The sequence below is a fragment of the Vibrio sp. 1402 genome, from assembly GCF_033340275.1.
On record NZ_JAWOWE010000244.1, the window covers coordinates 1 to 727 of the forward strand.

The 727-nt window shown below is 47.3% G+C and carries 1 protein-coding gene; it reads left to right on the forward strand.

Annotated features, from left to right (window positions below; genetic code table 11):
• A partial coding sequence (locus tag R7044_RS25350) for an ATP-dependent metallopeptidase FtsH/Yme1/Tma family protein (protein WP_225456014.1) occupies positions 1–727 on the forward strand: 727 nt, incomplete at both ends.

Genomic DNA, 727 nt, shown 5'->3' on the forward strand with positions numbered 1-727 from the left:
AAGCCGTTTCCAAAAACTGGGTGGTAAGATTCCAACTGGTGTTTTAATGGTTGGTCCTCCAGGTACGGGTAAAACGTTACTTGCAAAAGCTATCGCAGGTGAGGCAAAAGTACCGTTCTTTACTATTTCAGGTTCCGATTTCGTAGAAATGTTCGTTGGTGTTGGTGCATCTCGTGTACGTGACATGTTCGAGCAAGCGAAGAAAGCCGCGCCTTGTATTATCTTTATCGATGAAATCGATGCTGTAGGTCGTCAGCGTGGTGCTGGTGTAGGTGGTGGTCACGATGAACGTGAGCAAACACTGAACCAAATGCTAGTAGAAATGGATGGTTTCGAGGGCAACGAAGGTATTATCGTTATTGCTGCGACCAACCGCCCAGACGTATTAGACCCTGCATTGCTACGTCCGGGTCGCTTTGACCGTCAAGTAGTTGTAGGTCTTCCTGATGTACGCGGTCGTGAACAGATTCTAAAAGTACACATGCGCAAAGTGCCATTAGCTGGTGACGTAGAGCCTTCTTTAATCGCTCGTGGTACACCAGGCTTCTCTGGTGCTGATTTAGCAAACCTAGTCAACGAAGCGGCGCTATTTGCTGCGCGTGGTAACAAGCGTAACGTTTCTATGGTTGAATTCGAATTAGCGAAAGACAAAATCATGATGGGTGCTGAGCGCCGTTCAATGGTGATGTCTGAAGAGACAAAAGAGTCAACGGCTTATCACGAAGCA